Genomic DNA, 21,884 nt, shown 5'->3' on the forward strand with positions numbered 1-21,884 from the left:
GCCGGCATAAGCCGGAACATCAGCAGAAATCGCGAAACATCTCGAACATGGATGGAGGTAGCCCTTATGGAAGCATCAGCCACTTTTTCTACCAGCAATTTCAAACCCGTCAGCGTAAGCCTTGAGCCTCGGGTCGAAACGGGTTTGCCAGTCTCCATCAGCACCATGGAAAAACGGTATTCAGGCGCCATCGAGGGCACGTCCTCGACAGTGTTCACGGCGGCATTCAATCAAGCGACCAGAACCGGGAGCTACATCGCGATTGAAAGCTTCAAGGGCGCAGTGAACGGGAGGCAGGGTGCGTTCAACTTCATTCACTCTGCATCTACGAGCGGTACGGATCGTGCGGACGAGTTCTTCAGCATTGTCGCTGGCAGTGGTACGGATGAGTTGGCAGGGATCACCGGGGCGGGCGGTATCGCTATCGAAGCGGATGGCACGCACCGCATCTGGCTGAGTTATCAGTTCCAGCAAGGCTAGCTGCGGGCGCCACAAAAAGAAAAGCCCGCGGCAATGATGCGGCGGGCTGCAAGAACGTACGGAGCAGGGTCAGTGTGCCCATCCGTTTGTCAGTATTTCGTGAAGCGCAGGTCATGAGGCTGTCATGTGCGCAACACCATAAAAAAGCCCGCCATGAGCGGCGGGCAAAAGACGTTTGAAGGGAGAGCCTGCAGGTTGCGCCCGGCTGGTTAACCCAGGATTAAGTGGCAACGCATTGACCTCGGAACCTGATCAGCCTATACAGGCCTGCCATCACGCCAGGAGCCAGCATGCACGACGAAGACGACCTGCACGAACCCGAACACGATCACCTGCTCGACCATGAGTTTCTCTACGACGACATGGAGCACGAGGCAGATGCCCAGGGCGCCGAGGATGAAGTGGAAGAAGACGAGGAAACGCTGGATGACCTCGATGACGAGGAGCGGGATCACCCAGCCTGGTTCGACGATTGCGAAGACGACTGACCTAGCGGCCGTCCACCGAGAAGCGCCCTGGGCCGCTTACGGCCAGCAATAGCAGGCCGCCCATGATGGCGAGGTTTTTCAGGAACTGGGTCATGTTGGCACTGCGCTCAGGGTCGACCATGTTCCAGAACGGGTGGCCCAGCAGTGCCGTGCCCAGCACGAACAGTGCGAACAGGAACGCCAGCGGCCGGGTATAGAAGCCCAGGATCAGCAGGATGCCGACCACGAACTCCATGAGCACGGCAATCGCAGCCGCCAGCATGGGGGCAGGGGCACCCAGCGAGGTCATGTAGCCGACCGTGCCGTCAAAGCCGGTCAGCTTGGCCCAGCCAGACAAGACGAACAGGATCATCAGCAGCACGCGGGCTATCAGGATAATGATGTCGCGTTGGCCATCAAACAGGGAGTAGCGCATGGCGGCGTTCCAGTGGACGAGTACAAGCTCCACTCTAGCAGCTGCGCGAGACATTGCCGGCAGGCAGCAAAAAGGCGCCGCAAGGGCGCCTTTTCAACGAAGTTTGGTGCGAGTGGCGGGACTCGAACCCGCAAGGCTCACGCCGACAGATTTTAAGTCTGCTGTGTATACCAATTCCACCACACTCGCACGCTTGAAGGGGTCGTAACGACCGGCTCGCTTCTAAGCAGAAGGGCTTCGCAATCAAGCGCGCTTTATAACCCATTGTTATAGTTGAGTCAACTGCAGCACCTATGATCAACAGAATGAAGGGTCGAGCGAACGGATAATTGACACCTTGCTGTCATTACGCCACTGTTGCCCTTTTATTGGATCCAAGAGTATGCGGCGATGACTCAGTCCGACGCTTGCGAGCGTGTCGTGCGCCCACGGCTGTTCTGGCGGCTGCTGTTTGCGCAGGTGATCGTGTTGTGGGCTTTTCTCTACCTCAGCCTGGTCAGCCTGGGTGTTTACCTGCTGATGTTGGGGTTCGATGCCGAACATCCTCAACCGCAGCGGCTGATGGCCCTGGCAGGTGGCGGGGTTATCATGCTGGTTGGCGTGTGGCTGCTGAAAGTCGCCATGCCGCGACGCATCAGCCCGATACTGGTCGAGCCTGAACGGTGACTTTCGGTAGCCGCACGGCTGCCTGTCGCCGGGCGTGTTCGGCTAAGCTCATTTTGTTCCTCCCGCTGTGCCAGTGGAGCTTGCATGGTTTCAGCTGACTGCCCCGACCACCCCGTCATGCCTGCCCACCGCTACGAGCAGCTGGTTCAGTCGGTGGTGGACTACGCCATCTACATGCTTGACCCAGCCGGCCATGTGGTGTCGTGGAATGCCGGTGCGCAACGGATCAAGGGTTACCGCGCCGATGAAGTGATCGGCAAGCATTTCTCGCTGTTCTTCACGCCGCAGGACTGTGCCGACGGCCGCCCGGAGCGCTTGTTGCGCCAGGCGCTGGAGCAAGGTGTAGCGCAGGATGAAGGGTGGCGTGTGCGCAAGGATGGTACACAGTTCTGGGCCTTGGCGGCGCTGGACGTGATCCGCGACGACCAGGGCCAGATCATCGGCCTGGCCAAAGTTACCCGGGACATCACCGACCGCCGCGAGTCGGCGATGCAACTGGACGCGGTGCGCGCCCAGCTGTTCCAGGCACAGAAACTGGAGGCCCTCGGCCAACTGACTGGCGGGCTGGCGCATGACTTCAACAACATGCTGACCATCATCATCAGTTCGGCGCGCCTGGCGATAGCCACCCAGGACCCGGCGCGTGCCCAGCGCATGCTGCAGCATATTCTTGATGCCGGGCAGCGAGGCACTGAACTGACCCAGCAACTGCTCAGCTTTGCCCGCCACCGAAAACTCGATGTGGCGTGTGTAGCGCCAGCAGACCTTGTAGCGGCCACGCGTGGGCTCCTGGAACATGCCCTGCCCAGTTCGGTTGACCTGCAGGTGCAGTTGCAGGCGGACTTGCCGCTGATCGAAGTGGATGCCGGGCAATTGCAGATGGTGCTGCTGAACCTGTTGTTCAACGCCCGCGATGCCATCGCAGGGGAGGGCCGGATAGGCTTGACGGCCGAAGTAGTTGAGCTGGCGGGCGAAGTGGAAGGGTTGCAAGGCCGTTTCGTGCGCTTTGTGGTGGAAGACAGCGGCGAAGGCATTGCGCCTGAGGTATTGCCACGCATCTTCGAGCCGTTCTTCACGACCAAGCCTTTCGGCAAGGGCACTGGCTTGGGCCTTAGCCAGGTATATGGTTTTGCCAGGCAGAGCGGCGGCGCCATTTTTGTCGACAGCGAGCCCGGCCACGGAACTTCCATGCAACTTTACTTGCCAACGTATCAGGACAAGACCCACAGCAATCTCGACAGGTGAGCATCATGGCGCAGGCACTCAGGCGGCTGGTGACGGGTATCGAAGGGCTCGATGCCTTGCTCAAGGGTGGCTTGGTAGCCGGTGCCTCCTACATCATTCAGGGCCCGCCGGGCGCGGGCAAGACCATTCTCGCCAACCAGCTGGCCTGCGGCCATGTACGCGGCGGTGGCCGGGTGCTGGTGGCCACCTTGCTGAGCGAGTCGCATGAGCGGCTGTTCCAGTACCTGGGCACGCTGGACTTCTTCGAGCCTGCGCTGGTCGGCGACCAGATCCAGTTCGTCAGTGCCTTCGATACCCTTGAGCAGGAAGGGCTGGATGCCGTTGTGCGGCTGCTGCGCCAGGAAATTGCCCGGCAGCAGGCCAGCTTGCTGATCGTCGACGGTGTACTGAATGCCCGGGTGCGCGCGGAAACTGCGCTGGATACCAAGAAGTTCGTCTCCGAGCTGCAGGGTCATGCGGCCTTCGCCGGCTGCACGGTGCTGCTGCTCACCAGCGCACGGCTGGACGAGGGCAGCCCGGAGCACACCATGGTCGATGGCGTGATCGAGTTGGGTGAGCAACTGGTGGGCAGCCGCGCCGTGCGCCATATCCAGCTGCGAAAGACGCGCGGCAGCGGGGCGTTGTCGGGGCGCCATGAGTGCCTTATCGATGAAAGCGGCATGCATGTCTACCCTCGCCTTGAGGCGTTGTTCAGCCACCCCAGCCAGATGGGCAGCGCCATCCCTGTACGCATCAGCAGCGGCGTGCCAAGCCTGGATGAGATGCTCGACGGTGGCCTGTCCACGGGGTCGGTCAGCTTGCTGATCGGGCCTTCGGGTATTGGCAAGACATCCTTGGGGCTGGCCTTTCTGGGGACCAGTACTGCGCAAGCGCCGGGGCTGCATTTCGGCTTCTACGAAACACCCGAACGCCTGCGTAGCAAGGCTGCATCACTGGGTTACGACTTTGCAGCGATGGAGCAGGCCGGCAGCCTGCAGCTGTGCTGGCAACCGACCACCGAAGGCTTGCTGGACCAGGTCGGGGCGCGTCTGCTCGAACGTGTCGAGGCGCAGGGCAGCAAGCGCGTGCTGATTGACAGCCTCGGGGCGTTCAGCCGACTGGCTGTCGACCCGGCGCGTCTCAATGCATTTTTCCGCGCCTTGACCGGTGAACTTCGCGCGCGTGATGTGAGCGTGATGCTGACCTGGGAAATGCGCGATATCTTCGGCTCGGAAATCAGCGCCCCGGCCCCGGACCTGTCGAGCATCGTCGACAACCTGATGCTGATGCGCTTCGTCGAGCTGGATTCGCAGCTGCGGCGCATGCTGTCGATCCTCAAGGTGCGTGACAGTCACCATGACCCTGCTTTGCACGAGCTGTTGATCGGGCCGCAAGGCATTACCCTACGCAAGGCGTTCGAAGGCGCCTGTGGCGTGCTCTCGGGAACGCCGGTGCCGCAAGGGGGCGGGTGACGGAGCAGGCCCATGAACACCATCCTGATCGTCGATGACGAGTACCTGATTGCCGATATCCTCGGTTTTGCCCTGGAGGACGAAGGCTACCTGGTGGAAAAGGCGAGCAACGGCTGCAAGGCGCTGGAAGCGCTCAAGGAGAAGCGTGTTCAGCTGGTCATCACCGATTACATGATGCCGCTGCTAAACGGTGAAGAGCTGGTGCGCTCGATGCGTGAAGACCCGGCCTTGAGCGAGTTGCCGGTCATCCTCATGAGCGGCGCGCAGGCCAACCAGGGATGCCCGGAACTGTTCGCCGCCGTGTTCGACAAACCGTTCGACATGGACTGTATGATCGCCAAGGTGCACGAACTGCTCGGCACCTGAGGCGTGGGGCGATCAAGCGCGTCCGTGCGGCTTGAGGCAGGTCGCTCAGTGCGAGTCGTCGTGCTTTTCCGGGGCTGGGCTGCCGGCCTGGATGCGCTTGAAGATTTCTTCGCGATGAACCTGAACATCTTTCGGTGCATCGATCCCGATCCTCACCTGCATCCCTTTGACGCCCAGAATGGTGACTTTGATGTCATCGTTGATGACGATGCTTTCGCCAACCTTGCGGGTGAGTATCAGCATGTAGTTCTCCTTGGTGATGTAAAAGACCGCCGGGCTAATTGCCGTGGCGGCGGGAGCGGGTCCCTCTTCCTTCTCATTAAAGACGCTTTCGGCGGATAGTAATTCCCCGACAGACAAATTCTGTTGCGAGTCTTCAGTTGCAGGTGCCGAAGCAAACCGTCAGCGGTTTGTCGGTCAAGGTGCTCGGTGGCAAGAATAGGGGGCTTGGCGGCCAATGGGAAATTTCTTCGCATCATGAGGTGAATAGACAGGCTTAATGGTCATCCTGTTCCTCAAGTGCCTGCAGAAATACCAGCAACGCCACTTCTTGGAGGCCAGTTTCTCAGCCCAACAGGGCCACCGACTTGATCTGGGCAAACAGCGCCTGGCCCGTGTGCAGGCCGAGCTGGTCTGCCGAGAAGCGGGTGATGCGGGCGAGCAAGGCATTGCCGCCGGCATCCAGGCTCACCAGCACATGGGCCGGGTTATCGGCCGGGCGGCTTTCGCGCACACGCACCGGCAGGCGGTTGAGAATGCTCGATGTGCTGTCAGCCGTCAGCGCCAGGCTGACGTCCCGGGCCTGCACCTTTACCCGCAGGGTACTGCCCATCACATGTGCCGGGTGGGCGATGCGCAACAGCGGCGCGCCGCTGCCGGGCAGACGCAGGTCGAGCAGGTCGTAGTGCGGGTCATGCCCCACCACCATGCCTTCGAAGACGACGCCGGCATCCTCGCCCTGGGCCAATGACAGGTCCAGGCGTGCCAGGGTTTCGCCGATCGGGCCGCTGGCCACCGCCTGGCCTTGCTCCAGCAGCACCAGATGGTCGGCCAGGCGTGCCACTTCATCCTGGGCGTGGCTGACATACACCAGTGGAATGTCCAGTTCGTCGTGCAGGCGCTCCAGGTAAGGCAGGATCTCGCGCTTGCGCGGCCCGTCCAGGGCCGCCAGGGGCTCGTCCATCAACAGCAGGCGCGGGCTGCTGAGCAGGGCGCGGGCAATGCCCACCCGCTGCGCTTCGCCGCCCGACAAGGTAGCGGGGCGGCGATCCAGCAGGTGGCCGATACCCAGTAGCTGGCAGGCCTGGTCGAGGCTGACCTTGCGTTCGGCAGCGGCCACCCGGCGCCAGCCGAACTCAAGGTTGCCGCGCACTGACAAGTGCGGGAACAGACTGGCCTCCTGGAACACATAGCCAACCGGGCGCAGGTGCGGTGCCTGAAAGTAACCGCGGGCGCTGTCCTCCCAGACTTCGCCGTTAACCTCGATGTAGGCGCTGGCGGCCCGTTCCAGCCCGGCCAGGCAGCGCAGGCAGCTGGTCTTGCCAGAGCCCGAGTGGCCGAACAGCGCGCTGATGCCGCGCCCCGGAAGGTGCAGGTCGACGTCCAGGGTAAAGTCGTCGCGCGCCAGGTTCAGGCGCGCCACAATCGATGCGGTCATTTCAGCTCCAGCCAGCTTTGCCGCGGCGTCCGGCGTACAGCAGGAGCAGCACCAAGAAAGAGAACACCAGCATGGCACCGGCCAGCCAGTGGGCTTGCGAATACTCCATGGCCTCGACGTGATCGAAGATCTGCACCGAAACCACGCGGGTCTTGTCGGGGATGTTGCCACCAATCATCAGCACCACGCCAAACTCGCCCACGGTGTGGGCAAAGCCAAGAATGCTGGCGGTGACGAAGCCAGGCCGGGCCAGTGGCAGCACCACATGCACGAAGGTGTCCCACGGGCTGGCGCGCAGGGTGGCAGCGACTTCCAGTGGACGCTGGCCGATCGCACCAAAGGCATTTTGCAACGGCTGCACCACGAACGGCATGGAATACACCGTCGAACCGATCACCAGGCCCGTGAAGCTGAACACCACGCTGCCCAGGCCAAGCGCCTGGGTAGCCTGACCGAGCCAGCCGTGCGGGCCGAGGGCGATCAGCAGGTAAAAGCCGATCACCGTCGGTGGCAGCACCAGCGGCAGTGCCACCACCGCACCCACCGGCCCGCGCAGCCATGAGCGCGTGCGCGCCAGCCACCAGGCGATGGGTGTGCCGATAACCAGCAGGATCAGGGTGGTCAGGCTGGCCAGTTTAACGGTCAGCCAGATTGCCCCCAGGTCACTGGCATCCAGTGGCATCAGAGTTCATAGCCGTAGGACTTGATTACCGCTGCGGCTTTTGGGCCTTTCAGGTATTCGACCAGCGCCTTGGCGGCGGCGTTGTCCTTGCCTTTGTTGAGGATTACGGCGTCCTGGCGGATCGGGTCGTGCAGGTTGGCTGGCACAATCCAGGCCGAGCCGCTGGTCACCTTGCCGTCCTTGTAGATCTGCGACAGGGCGACGAAGCCCAGTTCGGCATTGCCGGTGGAGACGAACTGGAAGGCCTGGGTGATGTTCTGGCCTTCGACGATCTTGCCTTTGGTGGCTTCGGTGAGCTTCAGCTTGTCCAGCACCTGGGTGGCGGCCAGGCCGTAGGGTGCCGCTTTCGGGTTGGCGATCGACAGGTGCTGGTAGGTGTTTTTCTTCAGTACTTCACCCTTGGCATCTACGTAGCCTTCTTTGGCCGACCACAGGGCGAGGGTGCCGATGGCGTAGGTAAAGCGCGAACCGGGGACGATTTCTTTTTCGTCTTCAAGCTTTTTCGGGGTGGTGTCGTCAGCGGCGAGGAACACTTCGAACGGTGCGCCGTTCTTGATCTGGGCATAGAACTGCCCGGTGGCGCCGTAGGCCGCGACCAGCTTGTGGCCGGTGTCTTTCTCGAAGTCTTTGGCAATGGCCTGGATAGGGGCTGTGAAGTTGGCTGCGACCGCGACCTGAACCTCATCGGCCCAGGCAGTGTTGAAGGCGAACAGGCTGGCCAGGGCGGTGAAGGCCAGGTGGGACGGGCGGATACGCATGAAAACAGCTCCTTGGGGTTATCGTTATGTCCTGAACTATATAGCGATAGGCCATTTGCCGGGAAGAGGGCCAGCCTGCTGAAGCAGAAGCCTAACGATAAACCACGGCCAGCGCCTTTTCGGCAATCTCCCGGGTCAAAGCCCCGGCCGGCATGTGCCGCCCCAGCCGCAGCGCCTGCCCCGACCACAAGTTGCTGAAATCACTGTTGCCCTGTGGCTCGGTAATCGCCCGCAGTGGCATCAATGCCCCACCCGCCAGCGGGAAGCGTGGTGCAAGCGCGCTCATCGGGCCCAGCTCACGCATGATGCGGTTGTTGATGCCACGCGCCGGGCGCCCGGTAAACAGGTTGGTCAACGCGGTCTCGCTGGCAGGTGCGCTGTCCAGGGCCTTGCGATGAGCCGGCGAAACCTTGGCCTCGGGGCAGAACAGGTAAGCGGTTCCAATCTGCACAGCCGAAGCGCCCAACGCCAGTGCCGCCACCAGGCCACGGTGGTCACCGATACCGCCAGCGGCGATGACCGGCACACTGACCGCATCCACTACCTGCGGCACCAGGGCGAAGGTGCCAATCTGGCTGGTGATGTCATCGCTAAGGAACATGCCGCGGTGGCCGCCGGCTTCGTACCCCATGGCGATGACCGCGTCACAACCGTGGCGCTCCAGCCAAACCGCTTCTTCCACCGTGGTGGCGCTGGACAGTACCTTGGCACCACTGGCCTTCACCCGTTGCAGCAGTTCAGCTTGCGGCAGGCCGAAGTGAAAGCTGACCACTTCCGGGCGCAGTTGCTCGACCAGTTGGCAGCTTTGCTCATCGAACGGCGCACGGTTGGACACCGGCGTGGGTGCCGAAAAGTCGGCACCTGTTTCACTGTAGTAAGGCGCCAGGGCCTGCTTCCAGCGTACATCGCGCGCGCTGTCGGGCGCGGGTGGCTGGTGGCAGAAGAAGTTCAGGTTCAGCGGGCGGCCCGGGCAACCGGCGCGGAATGCGGCGATTTCCGCGCGTATCTGTTCGCCGGTAAGCATGGCGCAGGGCAGGGCGCCCAGCCCGCCTGCCAGGCCCACGGCGATGGCCATGGGCGAGCCTGTCGCACCGGCCATGGGGGCCTGGAGAATGGGCAGCTCGATGCCCAGCAGATCGAGGATTCGGCGGTCGGGCCAGTGGCTCATGCGGTTCTCCATGTGCGGGGCGGGCGGCGCTACAGGGGCTTGAAGCGGGTTTTACAAGGCCTTGCTGACCTGGATGTCGCTGATCTTTTCGGCGTCTTCGCCGTGGATCTTGCGCAGGGCTTCCAGGGCTTGCTCCTGAGAGGCATCCGGCATGAGTGCGAAGTCCCAGCGGCGCTGGCCGTCGAGCTTGTATTTGATGACGTACTTGATGGTCTGGGTCATGGGGGCCTTATCTGAGTTTCGACGACGAACGGCGGATGATCTTGATCTTGTGGGTCAGGGTCGGCTTGCGGGTGACCGAGATCGGGCGGGTGGTGACGGTATCGATGGTGATGTTCCAGAAGCCCGTGCTGGGTACGGTGATTTTCGCCGGGAACTTCTCGAAATGGCCGCCGTGGTAAGTGTGACGGCCGCCATTCTTGAAGCTGCGGAAGTTGGCGTCGTTCATCAGGCGGATATTGCAGCGCTGGGAGCACTCGATGACGACGATGTCGTCCTCGTTCAGGTGCTCGCGCTGGTGTACGAATTTCATGTGATGCTCCGCAAGGTTTGGATCTGCAAACGCAAACGATACCACGATGTGCCGTTACACTGCCGCGCTGTTCACCCGGCGCAGATAATTCTGCCAAAGCAGGGAGCAAAACCGCCCGGCTGTGGTCGAACCGAACTCTTGAAGGCAGAGGTGTTGCAAATGAAGTGGATGGTGGCCGCGTTAGCGGTGACGCTCGGTGGCTGCGTGAGCGTTACGGAGCTGGAGCAATCACGCGAAACGCTGGATGTGATTTCTGGCAAGAGCCCGCGTGAATATGCCGACTGCGTCAAGCAGAAGCTGGCCGATACCCGCGACCCGCTGACTGAAGAGCAGCGCGGTGACGGCCTGCGGCTGATCGTGCCGCAAAAACTCACGTCGGGTGCCGGGCCGGCGGCGCTTGTGGATATCGACAAGCGTGGCAGCGGTAGCAGCATCAAGCTGCACGAGCGGCTGAACAACTTCCCCCTGCGCCTGGGCGATGTGCGTACCGCAGCCACCCAGTGCATCTCCGGAAATTGATCTGAGGCAACGGACCTTCCGCTCTTTGCTTATATGTTTTAAGCCTAAACATATAACAAAAGAAAAGGAGTTTCGTGATGACACCGTTGAGACGCGTCGTGATCGGCAGCCTGCTGATCCTGGCCTGGCCGATGGCGCATGCCGCCGATGGCCAGATAATCTTCAACCAGGGTGGGGCCAACCCCGCCGCCATGGCCTGCCTCGGCTGCCATGGCCCGGACGGCAAGGGTATTGCTGCTGCCGGCTTCCCTCGTTTGGCCGGGCTACCGGCCGGTTACCTCAGCAAGCAATTGCATGACTGGCGCAACGGCAGCCGCAAGCAGCCGGTGATGGAGCCGTTGGCCAAGGCCCTGAGCGAAGATGAAATCAAGGCGGTCAGCCTGTACCTGGCCAGCCTGCCGGCAGACCCCGTTGGCGACCTGCGCCGCCAGCAGATTGCCGATGACCCTACCACTCGCATGGCCCTGTACGGCGACTGGAGCCGGCAGATTCCCGGCTGCGTGCAATGCCATGGCCCCGGTGGCGGTGGGGTCGGCGAACACTTCCCGCCCTTGGCCGGCCAGCCCGCCAGCTACCTGGTGGCGCAGCTCAATGCCTGGCGCGACGGTAGCCGCAGCAATGACCCCAACCAGCTGATGGTCGGCGTGGCCAAGGCCATGACCGATGACGAGATCAAGGCCGTTGCCGAGTTCTTCGCCCGCCCCGTCAGCCAGGAGGTCAAGCCATGAAACCGATGATTCCAGCCTTGTTGCTGCTGGCCATGGGCAGCGCCCAAGCCGCGCCGATCGCCATGGAAGACCAGTCGCAGTTGAAGGTGCCTGATGTGCAGGTCGCGCCGCAGTTCATGCCGCCCGCCGAAAGCGAGTTGCCTGACAATGCCTTTGGCAAGACAGTGCGTGAAGGCCACGCTTTGTTCGTCGACACCCGTCGTTTGATGCCAGAGGCCGTGGGCAACGGCATGAACTGCAGCAACTGCCACCTTGATCAGGGGCGGCTAGCCCATTCGGCACCGATGTGGGGCGCCTACCCGATGTATCCGGCGTATCGCAAGAAAAACGACAAGGTGAATACCTATGCCGAGCGCATCCAAGGGTGTTTCCAGTTCAGCATGAATGGCAAGCCGCCTGCTGCCGACAGCCCGCAGATGACGGCGCTGGCCGTGTACTCGTACTGGCTTTCGACCAAGGCACCCACCGGCGTGGAGATTGCCGGGCGTGGCTACCCTGAGGTGCCGCAACCCAAGGGCGGCTACGACTTCAAGCGTGGCCAGCAGGTGTACCGCGAGCAATGCGCGATTTGCCACGGTGACAGCGGCGAAGGGCAGAAGGTGGCGGGCGAATACGTGATGCCACCGCTGTGGGGCAAGGATTCCTACAACTGGGGCGCCGGCATGCACCGTATCAACACGGCGGCGTCGTTCATCAAGTACAACATGCCGCTGGGCAAACCGGGCAGCCTCAGTGACCAGCAGGCCTGGGACGTGGCGGCGTGGATCAACCGCCATGAGCGGCCTCAGGACCCACGTCTGGTGGAGGGCTCCATCGAGAAGACGCGGGTGAAGTTTCATGCCAATGATGGCGTGAACCTTTACGGGCAGAAGGTTGACGGGGTGTTGGTCGGGCAGGGCACGGGCAGTTGATGGGGGGCCTGTGCCGGCCTCTTCGCGGCGGTTCGATACCTCGATAAACCCGCGAAAAGGCCGGTACAGGCAACATCATTTTGCTGTCATCCATCCGTCATGTATGACCGTAATATTTACGATCCCCCGGAACTATCTACACTGGGATATCTCTATGATGGCATCGGTCGATACCGGGGGGCATTGTAAGGTGACTGCCGCCTGATTAGACTGCGCCGAATTCCACAGGCCTAGCCTTTTGTAAGGACGTTTATGATCAAGAAATGCTTGTTCCCGGCAGCCGGCTACGGCACTCGCTTCCTGCCCGCTACCAAAGCCATGCCCAAGGAAATGCTGCCGGTGGTCAACAAGCCACTGATCCAGTATGGCGTTGAAGAAGCATTGGATGCTGGTCTGAACGAGATCTCCATCGTGACCGGTCGCGGCAAGCGCGCCCTGGAAGACCACTTCGACATCAGCTATGAGCTGGAAAACCAGATCAAGGGCACCGACAAGGAAAAATACCTGGTTGGCATCCGCCGTCTGCTGGACGAGTGCTCGTTCTCGTACACCCGTCAAACCGAAATGAAAGGCCTGGGCCACGCCATCCTCACCGGTCGCCCGCTGATCGGTGACGAGCCGTTCGCCGTGGTGCTGGCGGATGACCTGTGCGTCAACCTCGAAGGTGACGGCGTGCTGGCGCAGATGGTTGCGCTGTACAAGAAGTACCGCTGCTCGATCGTCGCCATCCAGGAAGTCGATCCGCAGGAAACCAACAAGTATGGCGTCATCGCCGGTGAAGAAATCAAGGAAGGCATCTTCCGTGTCGACGCCATGGTCGAGAAGCCGAAGCCTGAAGATGCCCCATCGAACCTGGCCATCATCGGCCGTTACATCCTGACTCCGGATATCTTCGAGAAAATCGAGCAAACCGAGCCGGGCAAAGGCGGTGAGATCCAGATCACCGACGCCCTGATGAAGCAAGCGGCTGAAGGCAATGTGATCGCCTACAAGTTCAAAGGCAAGCGTTTCGACTGCGGTGGTGCCGAAGGCTACATCGAGGCGACCAACTTCTGCTTCGAGAACTTCTACAAGGCTGGCAAGGCTTACTGATAAGCCCTGCTGGTACGAGAGCCACCCTTCGGGGTGGCTTTTTTGTTTGCGGCGGCCAACGGCGTTATGCTGGGCGTCTGCCTAGGAGACTGAATACATGGCCTACGATTTTGATCTGTTTGTGATTGGCGCCGGTTCTGGCGGTGTGCGCGCGGCGCGCTTTGCAGCCGGCTTTGGCGCAAAGGTGGCTGTGGCCGAAAGCCGCTACCTGGGTGGTACCTGCGTCAACGTTGGCTGTGTACCGAAAAAATTACTGGTGTACGGCGCGCATGTCGCTGACGAGCTCGAGCAGGCCGCAGGGTTTGGCTGGACCTTGGAAGAGGGGCACTTCGACTGGGGTACGCTGATTGCCAACAAGAATCGCGAGATCGAGCGCCTCAACGGCATCTACCGCAACCTGTTGGTCAATAGCGGTGTGACACTGCTGCAGGGCCATGCGCGGCTGACCGGCGCCAATGAAGTGGAAGTCGAAGGCCAGCGCTATACGGCCGAGCATATCCTGATCGCCACCGGTGGCTGGCCACAGGTGCCGGACATCCCGGGCAAGGAGCTGGCCATCACTTCCAACGAAGCCTTCTACCTCAAGGACCTCCCTCGTCGGGTGCTGGTGGTGGGTGGCGGTTACATCGCCGTCGAGTTCGCTGGCATCTTCCAGGGCCTGGGGGCCGACACCACGCTGCTGTACCGTGGCGACCTGTTCCTGCGTGGCTTCGATGGCTCGGTGCGCACGCACCTGAAGGAAGAGCTGGAAAAACGCGGCCTCGACCTGCAATTCAACGCCGACATCCAGCGCATCGACAAGCTTGAAGACGGCAGCCTCAAGGCCACCCTGAAAGACGGCCGCGAGTTGGTGGCAGATTGTGTGTTCTATGCCACCGGGCGGCGCCCGATGCTGGACAACCTGGGCCTGGAAAACACCGGGGTAGAGCTGGACCCGCGCGGCTACATTCGTGTCGATGAGCAGTACCAGACAACCGCGCCGTCGATTCTGGCCATTGGCGATGTCATCGGCCGAGTGCAACTGACCCCCGTGGCCTTGGCCGAGGGCATGGCGGTGGCGCGGCGCTTGTTCAAGCCAGAGCAATACCGCCCGGTGGATTACCAGAACATCCCGACTGCGGTGTTCAGCCAGCCGCCTATTGGTACTGTTGGCCTGACCGAGGAGCAGGCGCTGGAGGCCGGGCACAAGGTGCAGGTGTTCGAAAGCCGCTTCCGCGCCATGAAGCTGACGCTTACCGATATTCAGGAAAAAACCCTGATGAAGCTGGTGGTGGATGCTGACACCGACAAGGTGCTGGGTTGCCACATGGTTGGACCGGATGCTGGCGAGATCATCCAGGGCCTGGGTGTGGCCCTGAAGGCCGGCGCGACCAAGCAGCAGTTCGACGAAACCATCGGCGTGCACCCGACGGCGGCTGAAGAGTTCGTGACCATGCGCACCGTTACCCGCTGATGCTAACGGCCTCATTGCTGGCTTGCCGGCAATGAGGCCCAAACGCACCCCGCAATCCTTTGCTCAGCCGATTCCCTTCTATTAATAAACCCCGGTTATAGCCAAAACCAATCGCAAGCATGAGCTTTGCCAATGAGCCATCTGCGGGATGATTAGTTAGGATTCTATCCATCAACTGATTCCAACCCCATGAAGGAGCGTCTCTCATGCCAATCATCAACAGCCAGGTCAAACCGTTCAACGCCACTGCCTACCACAAAGGCGAGTTCGTTCAGGTCAGCGAAGCCGACCTGAAAGGCAAGTGGTCTGTCGTGTTCTTCTACCCGGCCGACTTCACCTTCGTATGCCCGACCGAGCTGGGTGACCTTGCTGACAACTACGCCGAGTTCCAGAAGCTGGGCGTGGAAATCTACGGTGTGTCCACCGACACCCACTTCACCCACAAAGCCTGGCACGACACCTCGGACACCATCGGCAAGATCGAGTACCCGCTGATCGGTGACCCGACCCACGTCATCTCGCGCAACTTCGACGTGCTGATCGAAGAAGCCGGCCTGGCCGATCGCGGTACCTTCGTGATCAACCCGGAAGGCCAGATCAAGATCGTCGAACTGAACGACGGTGGTGTAGGCCGCGATGCTGCCGAACTGCTGCGTAAAGTGAAGGCTGCCCAGTACGTTGCCGCTCACCCAGGCGAAGTGTGCCCGGCCAAGTGGAAAGAAGGCGAAGCCACCCTGGCGCCATCGCTGGACCTGGTCGGCAAGATCTAAGGCCATGTGCATGCCGTGGGCGGTAGCCAGCCGCCAAAGCTGAAGTAGTCACCGCCCCGTAAAAGCGCCCGGGCGACCTCGCCTGGGCGTTTTTGTATCCGAGTTTTGAAAAAAGGAATCGCCCGTATGTTGGACGCCACGCTTAAATCGCAACTGAAAACCTACCTGGAGCGGGTCACCCAGCCGATCGAGATCGTTGCCTCCCTCGACGACGGCGCGAAGTCCCGCGAATTGCATGACTTGCTGGTGGAAATTGCCAGCCTGTCAACCTTGATTACCCTGCGCGCGGATGGTGATGACGCCCGTCGTCCATCGTTCTCGCTCAATCGCCCCAATGGCGAGATCAGCCTGCGTTTTGCAGGTATCCCCATGGGCCACGAATTCACCTCGCTGGTGCTGGCGCTGCTGCAAGTCGGTGGCCACCCGTCCAAGGCCAGTGCCGAAGTGATCGAGCAGATCCAGGCGCTGGAAGGCGAGTTCACCTTCGAAACCTACTTCTCGCTGTCGTGCCAGAACTGCCCGGATGTGGTTCAGGCTCTTAACCTGATGGCGGTGCTCAACCCTAATGTGCGCCATGTGGCCATCGACGGTGCGCTGTTCCAGGCAGAAGTGGAAGCGCGCAAGATCATGGCGGTGCCGAGCATCTACCTGAACGGTGAAGTGTTTGGCCAGGGCCGTATGGGCCTGGAAGAAATCCTCGGCAAGATCGACACCAACGCCGGTGCTCGCCAGGCCGAGAAGATCAACGCCAAGGACGCCTTTGATGTGCTGGTGGTCGGCGGTGGCCCAGCCGGCGCGGCAGCGGCCATCTACGCCGCACGTAAAGGCATCCGCACCGGCGTCGCCGCCGAGCGTTTCGGCGGCCAGGTGCTCGATACCCTGGCCATCGAGAACTTCATCTCGGTGCAGGAAACCGAAGGGCCGAAGTTGGCCACGGCGCTGGAAGAGCACGTCAAGCAGTACGACGTGGACATCATGAACCTGCAGCGCGGCGAAGCACTGATCCCGGCCACCGATGGCGGTCTGCATGAAGTACGCCTGGCCGGCGGCGCCTCGCTCAAGGCCAAGACCGTGATCCTGGCCACCGGCGCCCGCTGGCGCGAAATGAATGTGCCGGGCGAGCAGGAATACCGCGCCCGTGGCGTGGCCTACTGCCCGCATTGTGACGGCCCGCTGTTCAAGGGCAAGCGCGTGGCGGTGATCGGTGGTGGCAACTCGGGCGTGGAAGCGGCCATCGACCTGGCCGGTATCGTCGCCCAGGTGACGCTGATCGAATTCGACAGCCAGCTGCGGGCCGATGCGGTGTTGCAGCGCAAACTGCACAGCTTGCCGAACGTGAAAGTGATCACCAGCGCACTGACCACCGAAGTGCTGGGCAATGGTGAGAAAGTGACCGGCCTGCGCTACAAGGACCGCACCACCGATGAACAGCATGAAGTGGCGCTGGAAGGTATCTTCGTGCAGATCGGCCTGCTGCCGAACACCGACTGGCTGAAAGGCACCGTCGAGCTGTCGCCGCGTGGTGAGATCATCGTCGATGCCAAGGGCCAGACCAGCATCCCGGGTGTGTTTGCGGCGGGTGACGTGACCACCGTGCCGTACAAGCAGATCGTGATTGCGGTAGGCGAGGGGGCCAAGGCTTCGCTGGCAGCCTTCGATCACCTGATTCGGACCTCGGCGCCGGCATAAGCCTGTACCGGCCTCTTCGCGGCTGAAGCCGTTCCCACAGGTGCTGCACAGGTTTTGATTACTGTGCAGGCCCCCTGTAGGAGCGGCTTTAGCCGCGAAAGGGCCGGTATTGGCAAAGCTGTACTTGAAGGTGTCTATGCTTACTGCAGACCCTTCAGGAATAACCCTCATGACCCTGATCAGCCGCGAACCCTGGTGGTTAGTCCCTCCAAAGCCCGGGCAAAAAGAGCAGGACCTGCACTGGGGCTACCTGGAAATCTACGCCGACGGCCACACCGTGTTCGTCGACCAGCGCCCCAGTGAACGGGAGCTGGCCGAGCGCAAGAGCTGCCGCAACTTCCCCGACCCCGAGCCGTGACGGCTCAGCCTTCCAGCTCGGCCAGGCGCGCCTCCAGCGCCGCAATGCGGGCTTCCAGGGCTTCGATCCGTTCTTCCGACACACTGGCGCCACTGCTGCGCACGCCACCTTCCTGCTGGCGTGCAGCGAGGATCGCCTCGATTTCCGCCGGGTCGCCCAAGGCATGGGTGTAGCGGTCTTCACGCTGGCCGGCCTGGCGCGGCAGGTGCAAGGCCAGATCCCGCGATATCAGGCGTTCCAGCTGGTGCTGGATCTGTTCGGTGTCGTCGAAGTCGTGCAGGCGGTTACTGCGGGTCAGCAGTTCGTTGAGGGTTTGCGGGCCGCGCAGGAACATCAAGCCCATCAGTATCAGCTGCGCCGGCACCAGTTCCAGTACCTTGTCCACCCGCTGCTCCCAGCGATCGGCACGGCTGCCCATCTGCAGGCGGGTTATGTCTTGCCCTTCGAGGGCACGCAGGGCCTGGCCGACCTGGCCTTGGGTAAGGTTCATCACCGGCTCGCGGCTGGTCTTCTGGTTGCAGGCCAGGACCAGGGCATTGAGGGTCAGTGGGTAGCTTTCCGGGCTGGTGGCCTGCTTTTCGATCAGCGAGCCGAGAACGCGGATCTCGATGCTGTTGAAGCGGCCTTCACCTGCGGTTTCGTGTTCTGACATGGCCCTGTCTCATTGCTGGGGAAAGGCCACTAGGGTAGGTAATGCCACGGTGTATAGCAATTGGGGCCGCGATGCGGCCCCTACAATCTCAAGCGTTGCGTCGTTCTTCGGCTTGGCACGCCGCTGCCGTGAACAGCACATCGGTCGAAGAATTCAGCGCCGTTTCGGCCGAATCCTGCAGCACACCGATAATGAAGCCCACCGCTACCACCTGCATGGCAATTTCACTGGGGATGCCAAACAGGCTGCACGCCAGTGGAATCAACAGCAGCGAGCCCCCGGCCACGCCCGAGGCACCGCAGGCGCAAACGGCTGCCACCACGCTGAGCAGTACGGCAGTTGGCAAGTCCACGGGAATGCCCAAGGTATGCACCGCCGCCAGGGTCAGCACGGTAATGGTGATGGCCGCACCGGCCATGTTGATGGTGGCACCCAACGGGATCGACACCGAGTAGGTGTCTTCATGCAGGCCAAGGCGCTCCGACAGGGCCAGGTTGACCGGGATGTTGGCCGCCGAGCTGCGGGTGAAGAACGCGGTAATACCGCTTTCGCGCAGGCACAGCAGGGTGAGTGGGTAGGGGTTGCGGCGGATTTTCCAGAACACGATCAGCGGGTTCATGATCAATGCCACGAACAGCATGCAGCCAATCAGCACCGCGAGCAGGTGCAGGTAGCCGAACAGGGCGTCCAGGCCCGATTGCGCCAGGGTGGAACTGACCAGGCCGAAAACGCCCAGCGGGGCGAAACGGATGACAACCCGCACGATCAGCGTGACGCCGTTGGACAGGTCTTCGACCACGGTGCGGGTGGTTTCACCGGCATGACGCAGGGCCACGCCAAGGCCGATGGCCCAGGTGAGGATGCCGATGAAGTTGGCGTTGAGCAGGGCGTTGACCGGGTTGTCGACCGCGCTCAACAGCAAGTTTTGCATCACTTCAGCGATACCGCCTGGTGCGCTCAACGTGGCCTCGCCAGTACTGAGCGCCAGGTTGGAGGGGAACAGCATGCTGGCGACCACGGCTACCACTGCCGCGGCGAAGGTGCCCAGCAGGTACAGCCAGAGGATCGGGCGGATATGGGTTTCCTGGCCGTGGCGGTGGTTGGCGATCGAGGCCATGACGAGGATGAACACCAGTACGGGCGCCACCGCCTTCAGTGCGCTGACGAACACCTTGCCGAGGAAGGCCAGGTCGCGGGCGATGGCGGGCGCCAGAAGGGCCAAGGCAATACCGGCAAGCAGGCCAATGACGATCTGCGTCACCAGGCTGGTTCGGTTGAGTAGGCGAAGTACAGGGGACATGTGCAGCACAATCTCATTATTGTGAAAGGGCGCGACTTTAGCACAGAGCGCGGCGGCGCAGCCTCGGCTGTGTCGTCGCAGGGGCCAACGTCACCAGTGAAACAACTCCCGCCGTGCGCCTTCGGTAATCGCCACGATCCCCGGGTGCTTGACCTTGCGTTCCACCGAAATGGCATAGAACGACTCATGCACGGCCTCGGTCTGCCCGATCAGTTCCACGCCATACTGGCGGCACACTTCGTCGGTAATCACGCTGGGGGCGACGAAAATGCCGCTGCCTGACTGCCCGAACGCCTGCATCAAGGCACTGTCATCGAACTCGCCCACGATCCGTGGCTGCACCTGTTGCTCGCCTAGCCAGCGCAGCAGGCGGCTGCGCACCACGGTCTCCTGGCCGGGAACAAGCAGCGGTGCATCCTGCAGGCAAGCCGGGAAGGGGCCGTCCAGCCGTTGTGCCAGCGTCGGGGTGGCGAAGAAGCTCAGCCCGCATTCGCCCAGTTTCTGGCTGTAGCCTTTGATGTCCAGGTGGCTGGGCATGGGGCTGTCGGAAATCACCAGGTCCAGGCGCTGGATGGCCAGGTCTGCCAGCAACCGCTCGAGTTTGTCTTCGCGGCAGTTGATGCGTAGCACCTCATCCAGCTCCATGGTCGGCGCCAGCAGGCGGTAGACGATGGATTTGGGCACCACGTCGGCCACCCCCACGCGGAACAGGATCTGCTCTTGCGGGCCGGCGCGCAGCATGGCTTCCAGCTCGCCGCCGAGCTGGAACATCTGCTCGGCATAGACCAGCGCCTGGCGGCCTGTCTCGGTCAGCTCCAGCTGTCGGCCCGCACGCTGGAACAGCTCCAGGCCATAGGTTTGCTCGAACAGGCTGATCTGCCCGCTGATGGTTTGTGGTGTGAGGTTGAGCTGTTCGCTGGCGCGGGTGATGCTGCCCGTCTTGGCCACGGCCCAGAAGTAATGCAGTTGGCGATAGTTGAGCACCGTCGGTCGCCCCGATTCGTAAAAACCGAAGTATACGCCATGAAAATACGAATTTTCCTGAACTATTGGCGTCTCTAGAATGCACGGCATCAGGCGCCATGCGCCGCCGGGATATTTCATGCGAGGACACCATGCTACAACTCAAATCCATTGGCACCCCGTTGGTGCTGGCGTTGGCCCTGTTCACGCTCGCGGGTTGCGACCAGGCCGAGAAATCCGCCCAGCAGATGCTCGACCAGGCTGCGCAGTCGGCCAAGCAGGCGATCGACGACACCAACAAGGCCGCCCAGCAGGCCTTGAGTGAGGCCATCGGCAAGGAAGGCCACAAGCCTGAAGATGCCGACAAGAAAAAAGACACTCAGGAAATCTGACCCCAACCCGCCGCTGCAGGATTTGAACAATGGAATACTTGCTGGAACTCGCCGCTAGCCCTACCGCCTGGGTTGCCCTGGCTACGCTGGTGGCCATGGAAGTTGTACTGGGCATCGACAACCTGATCTTCATTTCCATCCTGACCAACAAGCTGCCGGTGGAATACCGGTCCAAGGCGCGACGCATTGGTATCAGCATGGCCTTGGTCATGCGCCTGGCCTTGCTCAGCACGGTGGCCTGGATCGTTCAGCTGACCGACCCGGTGTTCGAAGTGTTCGGCAACGCCTTCTCGTGGAAGGACGTGATCCTGATTGCCGGTGGCCTGTTCCTGCTGTGGAAGGCGACCAAGGAGATTCACGAAAACGTCGACCCGCACGGCGCCAAGGAAGAAGCCAAGGTGTCGTCGACGGTTACCTTGGGCTTTGCGGCGGCGATCTTCCAGATTTTGCTGCTGGACATCGTCTTCTCGGTGGACAGCATCATCACCGCCGTGGGCATGACCGAGCACTTGCCGATCATGATCATTGCCGTGATCACGGCTGTAATCGTGATGATGGTGGCCGCCGACCCGCTGGCCAACTTCATCAATGACAACCCGACGGTGGTCATGCTGGCTCTGGGCTTCCTGATCATGATCGGCATGACACTGATCGCCGAAGGCTTTGGTGCCCATGTGCCGAAGGGGTATGTGTATGCGGCCATGGCATTCTCGACCGCGATCGAGATCCTCAACATCCTGGCTCGCAGGGCGCGATTGAAGCGTGAGGCGGCTGAAGGTTGATAAAAAGACGGGGCGCTTTGCGCCCCGTTCGCGGTTTCTGAAAGCTTAGTGCACCCCGGCATGCCGCCGTGCCCGGCGCACAGGCTGCGGCCTGGCGGGTGCCTGCGGTGGCAGGTGGTGGTGGGAATGACGCCGCACGATACGCAGTACACCCCACAGCATGGCGGCTGCGACGCTCAGCCACATGCCCACCAGCATGAGGATTGCCATGGTCAGGCTCATCTGTGCCTCCATCTCCAAGGGCAGCGCACGGTCAGCCAGCGCTTGCCTTCCAGACACTGCTTTAGTCTAGCCCTTCGCCTGTGACGTTCCATCGAACAAAGGTCTATCTCTGGGTCCGATTTGCTCTAAGCCGCTGTCGGACTAT

Annotated in this window: 28 protein-coding genes and 1 tRNA gene; 16 read left to right on the top strand and 13 right to left on the bottom strand. The window is 61.7% G+C overall.

Annotated elements, in window-relative coordinates; genetic code table 11:
• Positions 1 to 66: 66 nt before the first annotated feature.
• Together A0O30_RS12300 and A0O30_RS12305 are read left to right on the top strand one after the other, a co-directional pair.
• Positions 67 to 480 carry a DUF3224 domain-containing protein gene (locus tag A0O30_RS12300; RefSeq protein WP_105946671.1) on the top strand — a complete coding sequence of 138 codons (414 nt, stop codon included), beginning with the start codon at positions 67 to 69 and terminating at the stop codon, positions 478 to 480.
• 290 nt (positions 481 to 770) lie between these two features.
• Positions 771 to 968 carry a hypothetical protein gene (locus A0O30_RS12305; RefSeq protein ID WP_105946672.1) on the top strand — a complete coding sequence of 66 codons (198 nt, stop codon included), beginning with the start codon at positions 771 to 773 and terminating at the stop codon, positions 966 to 968.
• A 1-nt stretch (position 969) separates the two neighbouring features.
• Here the strand turns inward: A0O30_RS12305 and A0O30_RS12310 are convergent, their stop codons facing one another.
• On the bottom strand, positions 970 to 1,383 hold the full coding sequence (locus A0O30_RS12310) for a DoxX family protein (RefSeq protein ID WP_016711429.1): 414 nt from the start codon (positions 1,381 to 1,383) through the stop codon (positions 970 to 972).
• Between the two features lie 104 nt (positions 1,384 to 1,487).
• Positions 1,488 to 1,572, bottom strand: a tRNA-Leu gene (locus A0O30_RS12315).
• A gap of 201 nt (positions 1,573 to 1,773) precedes the next feature.
• On the opposite strand from A0O30_RS12315, the gene A0O30_RS12320 reads away from it, so the two are divergent.
• From A0O30_RS12320 to A0O30_RS12335, 4 genes are all read left to right on the top strand, one after another.
• A complete protein-coding gene (locus A0O30_RS12320) occupies positions 1,774 to 2,049 on the top strand; it encodes a hypothetical protein (protein WP_105946673.1) in 276 nt (91 codons plus the stop codon).
• A gap of 84 nt (positions 2,050 to 2,133) precedes the next feature.
• The gene (locus A0O30_RS12325; RefSeq protein WP_105946674.1) at positions 2,134 to 3,294 is read left to right on the top strand and encodes a nitrogen regulation protein NR(II); all 1,161 of its coding nucleotides are present in this window, start codon (positions 2,134 to 2,136) and stop codon (positions 3,292 to 3,294) included.
• Positions 3,295 to 3,299: 5 nt separating this feature from the next.
• Positions 3,300 to 4,745 carry an ATPase domain-containing protein gene (locus A0O30_RS12330; RefSeq protein ID WP_105946675.1) on the top strand — a complete coding sequence of 482 codons (1,446 nt, stop codon included), beginning with the start codon at positions 3,300 to 3,302 and terminating at the stop codon, positions 4,743 to 4,745.
• A 12-nt stretch (positions 4,746 to 4,757) separates the two neighbouring features.
• Complete coding sequence (locus A0O30_RS12335) at positions 4,758 to 5,111, top strand: response regulator (RefSeq protein WP_105946676.1); 354 nt, start codon at positions 4,758 to 4,760, stop codon at positions 5,109 to 5,111.
• Between the two features lie 45 nt (positions 5,112 to 5,156).
• On the opposite strand, the gene csrA is transcribed toward A0O30_RS12335, so the two are convergent.
• The 7 genes from csrA to A0O30_RS12365 all read right to left on the bottom strand — a co-directional run bounded on the left by csrA (position 5,157) and on the right by A0O30_RS12365 (position 9,908).
• A complete protein-coding gene (csrA, locus tag A0O30_RS12340; RefSeq protein ID WP_004375914.1) occupies positions 5,157 to 5,354 on the bottom strand; it encodes a carbon storage regulator CsrA in 198 nt (65 codons plus the stop codon).
• Between the two features lie 322 nt (positions 5,355 to 5,676).
• Positions 5,677 to 6,768 (bottom strand): molybdenum ABC transporter ATP-binding protein, encoded by a 1,092-nt coding sequence (gene modC / locus A0O30_RS12345; protein WP_105946677.1) that lies wholly within the window; start codon positions 6,766 to 6,768, stop codon positions 5,677 to 5,679.
• 1 nt (position 6,769) lies between these two features.
• Positions 6,770 to 7,450: a molybdate ABC transporter permease subunit gene (gene modB, locus A0O30_RS12350; RefSeq protein WP_016487935.1), complete on the bottom strand. Its 681-nt coding sequence runs from the start codon at positions 7,448 to 7,450 to the stop codon at positions 6,770 to 6,772.
• A complete protein-coding gene (gene modA, locus A0O30_RS12355) occupies positions 7,450 to 8,208 on the bottom strand; it encodes a molybdate ABC transporter substrate-binding protein (RefSeq protein WP_105946678.1) in 759 nt (252 codons plus the stop codon). The genes modB and modA overlap by 1 nt, the downstream gene beginning before the upstream one ends.
• A 91-nt stretch (positions 8,209 to 8,299) precedes the next feature.
• Positions 8,300 to 9,376: a nitronate monooxygenase family protein gene (locus A0O30_RS12360; protein ID WP_105946679.1), complete on the bottom strand. Its 1,077-nt coding sequence runs from the start codon at positions 9,374 to 9,376 to the stop codon at positions 8,300 to 8,302.
• A 51-nt stretch (positions 9,377 to 9,427) separates the two neighbouring features.
• On the bottom strand, positions 9,428 to 9,598 hold the full coding sequence (locus A0O30_RS27850) for a hypothetical protein (RefSeq protein WP_012051910.1): 171 nt from the start codon (positions 9,596 to 9,598) through the stop codon (positions 9,428 to 9,430).
• Between the two features lie 7 nt (positions 9,599 to 9,605).
• Positions 9,606 to 9,908 carry a DUF1883 domain-containing protein gene (locus tag A0O30_RS12365; protein ID WP_003250918.1) on the bottom strand — a complete coding sequence of 101 codons (303 nt, stop codon included), beginning with the start codon at positions 9,906 to 9,908 and terminating at the stop codon, positions 9,606 to 9,608.
• A gap of 159 nt (positions 9,909 to 10,067) precedes the next feature.
• Between A0O30_RS12365 and A0O30_RS12370 the strand changes: the two genes are divergently transcribed.
• From A0O30_RS12370 to A0O30_RS12405, 8 genes are all read left to right on the top strand, one after another.
• Positions 10,068 to 10,427, top strand: a complete 360-nt coding sequence (locus A0O30_RS12370; protein ID WP_060497618.1) for a hypothetical protein — start codon at positions 10,068 to 10,070, stop codon at positions 10,425 to 10,427.
• Between the two features lie 77 nt (positions 10,428 to 10,504).
• Positions 10,505 to 11,155, top strand: a complete 651-nt coding sequence (locus tag A0O30_RS12375; protein WP_105946680.1) for a cytochrome c — start codon at positions 10,505 to 10,507, stop codon at positions 11,153 to 11,155.
• Positions 11,152 to 12,066, top strand: a complete 915-nt coding sequence (locus tag A0O30_RS12380) for a c-type cytochrome (RefSeq protein ID WP_105946681.1) — start codon at positions 11,152 to 11,154, stop codon at positions 12,064 to 12,066. The genes A0O30_RS12375 and A0O30_RS12380 overlap by 4 nt, the downstream gene beginning before the upstream one ends.
• A gap of 252 nt (positions 12,067 to 12,318) precedes the next feature.
• Positions 12,319 to 13,158, top strand: a complete 840-nt coding sequence (gene galU / locus A0O30_RS12385; RefSeq protein ID WP_105946682.1) for a UTP--glucose-1-phosphate uridylyltransferase GalU — start codon at positions 12,319 to 12,321, stop codon at positions 13,156 to 13,158.
• 97 nt (positions 13,159 to 13,255) lie between these two features.
• Entirely contained in the window at positions 13,256 to 14,611 is a 1,356-nt protein-coding gene (gorA, locus tag A0O30_RS12390; RefSeq protein ID WP_105946683.1) for a glutathione-disulfide reductase, read from the top strand.
• A 206-nt stretch (positions 14,612 to 14,817) separates the two neighbouring features.
• On the top strand, positions 14,818 to 15,381 hold the full coding sequence (gene ahpC / locus A0O30_RS12395; RefSeq protein WP_003250537.1) for an alkyl hydroperoxide reductase subunit C: 564 nt from the start codon (positions 14,818 to 14,820) through the stop codon (positions 15,379 to 15,381).
• Between the two features lie 126 nt (positions 15,382 to 15,507).
• A complete protein-coding gene (gene ahpF / locus A0O30_RS12400) occupies positions 15,508 to 17,070 on the top strand; it encodes an alkyl hydroperoxide reductase subunit F (protein WP_025753711.1) in 1,563 nt (520 codons plus the stop codon).
• 169 nt (positions 17,071 to 17,239) lie between these two features.
• Positions 17,240 to 17,428 (top strand): hypothetical protein, encoded by a 189-nt coding sequence (locus tag A0O30_RS12405; RefSeq protein WP_105946684.1) that lies wholly within the window; start codon positions 17,240 to 17,242, stop codon positions 17,426 to 17,428.
• Between the two features lie 4 nt (positions 17,429 to 17,432).
• Here A0O30_RS12405 and A0O30_RS12410 read toward each other — a convergent pair whose 3' ends face one another.
• From A0O30_RS12410 to nhaR, 3 genes are all read right to left on the bottom strand, one after another.
• Positions 17,433 to 18,080 carry a YceH family protein gene (locus tag A0O30_RS12410; RefSeq protein ID WP_105946685.1) on the bottom strand — a complete coding sequence of 216 codons (648 nt, stop codon included), beginning with the start codon at positions 18,078 to 18,080 and terminating at the stop codon, positions 17,433 to 17,435.
• A gap of 88 nt (positions 18,081 to 18,168) precedes the next feature.
• On the bottom strand, positions 18,169 to 19,380 hold the full coding sequence (gene sstT, locus A0O30_RS12415) for a serine/threonine transporter SstT (RefSeq protein ID WP_105946686.1): 1,212 nt from the start codon (positions 19,378 to 19,380) through the stop codon (positions 18,169 to 18,171).
• Between the two features lie 90 nt (positions 19,381 to 19,470).
• Positions 19,471 to 20,364, bottom strand: coding sequence for a transcriptional activator NhaR (nhaR, locus tag A0O30_RS12420; protein ID WP_019096846.1), 894 nt, complete (start codon positions 20,362 to 20,364; stop codon positions 19,471 to 19,473).
• Positions 20,365 to 20,495: 131 nt separating this feature from the next.
• On the opposite strand from nhaR, the gene A0O30_RS12425 reads away from it, so the two are divergent.
• Together A0O30_RS12425 and A0O30_RS12430 are read left to right on the top strand one after the other, a co-directional pair.
• Positions 20,496 to 20,735, top strand: coding sequence for a hypothetical protein (locus A0O30_RS12425; protein WP_105946687.1), 240 nt, complete (start codon positions 20,496 to 20,498; stop codon positions 20,733 to 20,735).
• Positions 20,736 to 20,764: 29 nt separating this feature from the next.
• Positions 20,765 to 21,517: a TerC family protein gene (locus A0O30_RS12430; protein WP_019096844.1), complete on the top strand. Its 753-nt coding sequence runs from the start codon at positions 20,765 to 20,767 to the stop codon at positions 21,515 to 21,517.
• 45 nt (positions 21,518 to 21,562) lie between these two features.
• Here the strand turns inward: A0O30_RS12430 and A0O30_RS27855 are convergent, their stop codons facing one another.
• Positions 21,563 to 21,739 (bottom strand): hypothetical protein, encoded by a 177-nt coding sequence (locus A0O30_RS27855; protein ID WP_164524771.1) that lies wholly within the window; start codon positions 21,737 to 21,739, stop codon positions 21,563 to 21,565.
• Positions 21,740 to 21,884: the final 145 nt, after the last annotated feature.

Origin of the sequence: Pseudomonas sp. LLC-1 (genome assembly GCF_002992185.1) — a bacterium.
GTDB lineage: Bacteria > Pseudomonadota > Gammaproteobacteria > Pseudomonadales > Pseudomonadaceae > Aquipseudomonas > Aquipseudomonas monteilii.

Coding starts and splice junctions, on each gene's coding strand:
- A0O30_RS12410 (WP_105946685.1), bottom strand. CDS start 18,080: ATGTCAGAACACGAAACCGCAGGTGAAGGCCGCTTCAACAGCATCGAG.
- A0O30_RS12325 (WP_105946674.1), top strand. CDS start 2,134: ATGGTTTCAGCTGACTGCCCCGACCACCCCGTCATGCCTGCCCACCGC.
- A0O30_RS12335 (WP_105946676.1), top strand. CDS start 4,758: ATGAACACCATCCTGATCGTCGATGACGAGTACCTGATTGCCGATATC.
- A0O30_RS12305 (WP_105946672.1), top strand. CDS start 771: ATGCACGACGAAGACGACCTGCACGAACCCGAACACGATCACCTGCTC.
- A0O30_RS12405 (WP_105946684.1), top strand. CDS start 17,240: ATGACCCTGATCAGCCGCGAACCCTGGTGGTTAGTCCCTCCAAAGCCC.
- A0O30_RS12320 (WP_105946673.1), top strand. CDS start 1,774: ATGACTCAGTCCGACGCTTGCGAGCGTGTCGTGCGCCCACGGCTGTTC.
- ahpC (WP_003250537.1), top strand. CDS start 14,818: ATGCCAATCATCAACAGCCAGGTCAAACCGTTCAACGCCACTGCCTAC.
- sstT (WP_105946686.1), bottom strand. CDS start 19,380: ATGTCCCCTGTACTTCGCCTACTCAACCGAACCAGCCTGGTGACGCAG.
- A0O30_RS12370 (WP_060497618.1), top strand. CDS start 10,068: ATGAAGTGGATGGTGGCCGCGTTAGCGGTGACGCTCGGTGGCTGCGTG.
- A0O30_RS12365 (WP_003250918.1), bottom strand. CDS start 9,908: ATGAAATTCGTACACCAGCGCGAGCACCTGAACGAGGACGACATCGTC.
- A0O30_RS12375 (WP_105946680.1), top strand. CDS start 10,505: ATGACACCGTTGAGACGCGTCGTGATCGGCAGCCTGCTGATCCTGGCC.
- ahpF (WP_025753711.1), top strand. CDS start 15,508: ATGTTGGACGCCACGCTTAAATCGCAACTGAAAACCTACCTGGAGCGG.
- modC (WP_105946677.1), bottom strand. CDS start 6,768: ATGACCGCATCGATTGTGGCGCGCCTGAACCTGGCGCGCGACGACTTT.
- A0O30_RS12330 (WP_105946675.1), top strand. CDS start 3,300: ATGGCGCAGGCACTCAGGCGGCTGGTGACGGGTATCGAAGGGCTCGAT.
- csrA (WP_004375914.1), bottom strand. CDS start 5,354: ATGCTGATACTCACCCGCAAGGTTGGCGAAAGCATCGTCATCAACGAT.
- modB (WP_016487935.1), bottom strand. CDS start 7,450: ATGCCACTGGATGCCAGTGACCTGGGGGCAATCTGGCTGACCGTTAAA.
- A0O30_RS12300 (WP_105946671.1), top strand. CDS start 67: ATGGAAGCATCAGCCACTTTTTCTACCAGCAATTTCAAACCCGTCAGC.
- A0O30_RS12430 (WP_019096844.1), top strand. CDS start 20,765: ATGGAATACTTGCTGGAACTCGCCGCTAGCCCTACCGCCTGGGTTGCC.
- A0O30_RS12310 (WP_016711429.1), bottom strand. CDS start 1,383: ATGCGCTACTCCCTGTTTGATGGCCAACGCGACATCATTATCCTGATA.
- A0O30_RS12360 (WP_105946679.1), bottom strand. CDS start 9,376: ATGAGCCACTGGCCCGACCGCCGAATCCTCGATCTGCTGGGCATCGAG.
- A0O30_RS27850 (WP_012051910.1), bottom strand. CDS start 9,598: ATGACCCAGACCATCAAGTACGTCATCAAATACAAGCTCGACGGCCAG.
- galU (WP_105946682.1), top strand. CDS start 12,319: ATGATCAAGAAATGCTTGTTCCCGGCAGCCGGCTACGGCACTCGCTTC.
- gorA (WP_105946683.1), top strand. CDS start 13,256: ATGGCCTACGATTTTGATCTGTTTGTGATTGGCGCCGGTTCTGGCGGT.
- A0O30_RS12425 (WP_105946687.1), top strand. CDS start 20,496: ATGCTACAACTCAAATCCATTGGCACCCCGTTGGTGCTGGCGTTGGCC.
- A0O30_RS12380 (WP_105946681.1), top strand. CDS start 11,152: ATGAAACCGATGATTCCAGCCTTGTTGCTGCTGGCCATGGGCAGCGCC.
- A0O30_RS27855 (WP_164524771.1), bottom strand. CDS start 21,739: ATGAGCCTGACCATGGCAATCCTCATGCTGGTGGGCATGTGGCTGAGC.
- modA (WP_105946678.1), bottom strand. CDS start 8,208: ATGCGTATCCGCCCGTCCCACCTGGCCTTCACCGCCCTGGCCAGCCTG.